General features: G+C 57.6%; 3 protein-coding genes. 2 read left to right on the forward strand and 1 reads right to left on the reverse strand.

Going from position 1 to position 4490, the window contains the following annotated elements; genetic code table 11:
* Both ABX962_RS31110 and ABX962_RS31115 read left to right on the forward strand, forming a co-directional pair.
* Positions 1-1096 (forward strand): NADH:flavin oxidoreductase/NADH oxidase (locus ABX962_RS31110; RefSeq protein WP_372725424.1); only part of this gene is annotated, 1096 nt, incomplete at its 5' end.
* Positions 1097-1495: 399 nt separating this feature from the next.
* The gene (locus tag ABX962_RS31115; protein ID WP_372725426.1) at positions 1496-4159 is read left to right on the forward strand and encodes a PSD1 and planctomycete cytochrome C domain-containing protein; all 2664 of its coding nucleotides are present in this window, start codon (positions 1496-1498) and stop codon (positions 4157-4159) included.
* Between the two features lie 151 nt (positions 4160-4310).
* Here the strand turns inward: ABX962_RS31115 and ABX962_RS31120 are convergent.
* Positions 4311-4490: aldo/keto reductase (locus ABX962_RS31120; RefSeq protein WP_372725428.1), on the reverse strand; the 180-nt coding region annotated here is incomplete at its 5' end.

Consider the following 4490-nt stretch of genomic DNA (forward strand, 5'->3'; position numbering starts at 1 on the left):
CCGTGCCCCTGCTGCTATGACAAAACTCTTCGAAAAACTGACGCTCAAAGATGTTACGCTGCGAAACCGCATCGCCGTGTCACCGATGTGTCAATATTCATCCGACAATGGCTTTCCAAACGATTGGCATCTCGTCCATCTCGGTTCACGCGCCATCGGCGGGGCAGGCTTGGTGGTGGTCGAGGCGACCGCGGTATCGCCTGAGGGCCGGATCAGCCCCGCCGACAGCGGGATCTATAGTGATGATCACGTCGAGCCGTTTGCCAAGCTTGCCCGGTTTCTAAAAGAACATGGCTCGGTCGCCGGCATCCAACTCGCGCACGCCGGTCGCAAGGCGAGCGCGAGTAAACCGTGGGAAGGGGACAAACATCTTGCCAATGACGAAGGAGGCTGGGACACGATCGCGCCGTCGCCCATCCCCTTTGGCGACAAACTCTCGAAACAACCCAACGAGATGACACTCGACGCTATCCAGCGAGTCAAAGGCGATTTCGTGCGTGCCGCCGAGCGGGCATTGGCAGCCGGTTTTAACTATCTCGAAATCCACTTTGCCCACGGCTACTTGGCACACGAATTCTATTCGCCCTTGTCCAACAAACGGACCGATGCCTATGGCGGTGACTTCGAAAACCGTACTCGTTTTATGATGGAAACGTTTGCTGCGGTGCGAAAGGTGTGGCCCGAGCGGCTGCCGTTGACCGCTCGATTGTCGGTGACCGACTGGGTCGATGGAGGCGTCACGATCGACGAGTCGATCGAATTGACTCGCAAACTAAAATCCGCCGGCTTGGACCTACTGGATGTCAGCCACGGATTTGTGACTCCCGATATCGATAGCGTCCCTTGGGGCCCCGGGTTCATGATTCCGATCGCAGGTCGAATCCGCAAAGAAGCCAACATTCCAACCACCACCAGTTGGTCGATCACCGAACCGCAGCAAGCCGAGGATGCACTTCAAAAAGAACAAGTCGACATGGTGATGTTGGGCCGCGAACTACTGCGAGATCCGTACTGGCCCTACCACGCGGCCGAAACGCTCGGCGCGGAAGTGGCCAGCGATATCTTGCCGGTCCAATATGCACGCGCCGTAGATTAAGCGATCGGCGTGGAGGGGGGGCGAAAAACAAACGCTTTTTCCGCGTCTCTCGGTGATTCCAGGTCCTTTGGCTATTTCGAGCGTGCCGGCCTGATCGTGATTTCCGCCATCGTCACGCAGTTTGTTCGCGACTATAATGGCAACTCCCTCCCATATTGCGATTTCCCATCGCTGAGTCCCCCCGCATCACGGCCCCCCGAAAACCCCTCGCTCACGAACCGATTCAACGCGAGCAAATGACGCGTTGAATCGCGGAGCAACTGCGTTTTGATCGCGGCGCGATCAACGACGTCCCTCCACCAATCGCATACGCCACAGGCATAACGTTCGATGTTGATCGCACGCAATTTCTATCACTCTGCACAAAGACACTCTTCCTGCCAAAGCTCTATAGGGCTGATGCGTGTCACGCTGCTTGCCCTGATTTCGGCATCAACGCTTGTCGCCGACGAACCGGCAACGGGGGCGACGCCCGCAGACGAAACCCAACTCAGCAGCGAAGCGGTCGCGTTCTTTGAGTCAAAGATCCGTCCGTTGCTGATCGAACATTGCTACGAGTGCCATTCGCATCAAGCCGACGCCAGCGAAGGCGAACTGTATGTCGATTCGCGTGCCGGACTGCGACGCGGCGGGACTCGCGGTGCCGCGATCGTGGACACCGATCGATCCAAAAGCCTACTGCTTCGTGCGGTCGAGTATGCGGATGATGACATGCAGATGCCTCCGGAGGGCAAGCTTGATGACGAAGCGATTGCGAACCTTCGCAGCTGGATTGAAATGGGGGCACCCGACCCGCGTGTTATCGAACAGGATGCGTCCCACCAGCCATCGGTCTCACCGATGGACATCGACCCCAAATCGCACTGGGCGTTTGTCGCCCCCGTGTCACCGGTTCCGCCACCGCAGCATGATCCCCGATCGCACGACGTGATCGACGATTTTGCGAGCCAACGCGCGACCGAGAAGGGGGTGACACTGGCCGAACCGGCGCCGCGTGAAACGCTGATCCGCCGTGTCTATTTTGATTTGACGGGACTACCGCCAAGTGAATCTGCGATTGAGCAGTTTGCCGCTTCGACGCGGCCGGATGCGTACGTGCGTTTGGTCGATTCGCTGTTGGCGTCCCCCGAATACGCCGAGCGGTTTTCGCGTTATTGGTTGGATGTGGCACGCTACGCCGACACGGTTGGCTACGCACTCGGGGGCAAGGAACGTCGTCTAAAAGGGAGCGATCGTTACCGCGATTGGACGATCCATGCATTTGGCTCGGACATGCCATTTAACGAAATGATCCTGCACCAATTGGCGGGGGATCGCACCGACCCCAACAACGAAGCGGGCAACCTCGACGCGATGGGATTTCTAACCGTCGGACGTCGCTACTTGAACGGTTTAGATACGCGAGATGATCGCATCGACGTGATCACTCGTGGGCTACTCGGGTTGACCGTCAGCTGTGCTCGTTGCCACGACCACAAGTTCGACCCGATTCCGACGGCGGATTATTACGCGATGTTCGGCATCCTCAGCAGCAGCAAGCATCACGAGGACGGAAAAAGCCCGTTGATGATGTCCGATATTGAAAAGCCGCACGATCATCCGATTTTGGTTCGTGGCCAACAAGGGAATCGAGGCGAGATCGCGCCGCGGCAATATTTCACCGCGCTGCGGGAAGCGGATGACAAACCATTTCGCGATGGCAGCGGTCGTTGGGAATTGGCGAACAAGATCGCCGCGGCGGACAATCCGTTGACTTCGCGAGTTTTTGTCAATCGAATCTGGGGGCATTTGACCGGCAAACCGTTGGTCGAATCGACGAGTGACTTTGGTGTGCGGACTCCGCCGCCTGCGGTTGCCGAGGTGCTCGAAGAGCTGGCAGTGGATTTTTCGCGACACCAGAGTGTCAAGAAAACGGTTCGCCGCATCCTTCTTTCGCGAATCTATCGTCAAGCGGTTTCATCCTCCGAGCAAAATCATGAACTTGATCCCGACAACGGACTACTGGCCCGTGCGAACCGTCGCCGGCGTGATTTTGAATCGCTGCGTGATTCGTTCTTGGCGGTCTCGGGATCGTTACAGCGGACGTTCGGTGGCGAGCCGGTCGAGATCACCGGACCGACGCCTGTCCCCCGCCGTACGATCTACGCGATGATCGATCGCCAGAATTTGCCAGCGGTGTTTCGCACCTTTGACTTTGCCAGCCCCGATGCTCATTCACCCAACCGCTATTTCACGACGGTGCCGCAACAGTCGCTGTACTTGCTGAACGGCGTTCAATCTCAGGAACTAGCGAGGCGGGTGGCAATGCAAGTCCGGCGAACCGCCGCTCGCAATAGCGAACAGCCCATCGAGTTGGCGTACACACAAACACTGGTTCGACGAGTGCTGTCGCGTGACCCCAGTGAAGAGGAACAACGACAATTCGTTGCCTTTTTACAACAAGCTCCGGCGTCGTTCGTTGTCGCGAGCGAGCACTGGACCTACGGCACCGCAAAACTGGATGCCGACCGCCGTGTCAGCGACTTCCAACCGTTCGCGGTGTTCAAAGACAAACGCTGGCAAGCCAAGGACAAGTACCCCGACGATGGCACGTTTGGCTATGCGTCGTTGATCGACAATGGAGGTCATTCCATGCGGGGTGCCGACGGCGGCGTCGTGCGGCGCTGGACCGCACCGGTGGCGGGCGACGTCACGATCGCGGGGATGATCGGACATCGCGAAAAACGAGGTGACGGAGTCCAGGCGATCGTGTGGTGCGGTAACGAGCAATTGTATAGTGAAGTTCGCCACGGCGAAAATCGTAAATTCGGGCCACTGAAAACACGGATCGAGAAGGGACAAACAATCGATTTCGTCATCAATCGCGGCGATTCCGATAGTTTCGACTCTTTCGTGTGGCAAGCCACGATCAAATTGGTGACCGAGAGCGGCCAGGAATTTGAAACGGATTCGGCCGAAGACTTCAAAGGTCCCGGCGGAAGCCGAGCATCACGACCACTCGATCGACTTGAGCAACTGGCCCAAGTCTTATTGATGAGCAACGAATTTGCGTTTGTGGATTAGGTGAACGCCTCTGCGTTTGTGCTAATTTAGCGAAGCGGAAGTCGTCAACGGCTTTGGTTCGATTGACGTATCCCCCCGAAACTCTTGACGAGTTCCGCTACGAGAGAATGCTTCACGACGTCAGCCAAAACGGCAACCAAAGCAGCCGCCCCTACATCCCAGCAGAATCGGTCGACGCGACAATCTGGTCGATCTCGCTGACGATCTCGGGTGGCAAACGCGTCGCGGTGCATGTTTCGCGTATTTGCTCGGGCCGACGTGCTCCGACGAGCGCGGCGGTAACGCCCGGCTGCGACACCGCCCAACCGATCGACAACTCGGCAATGGTACG

The sequence above is a fragment of the Novipirellula sp. genome (assembly GCF_041583735.1).
Taxonomy (GTDB): domain Bacteria; phylum Planctomycetota; class Planctomycetia; order Pirellulales; family Pirellulaceae; genus Novipirellula.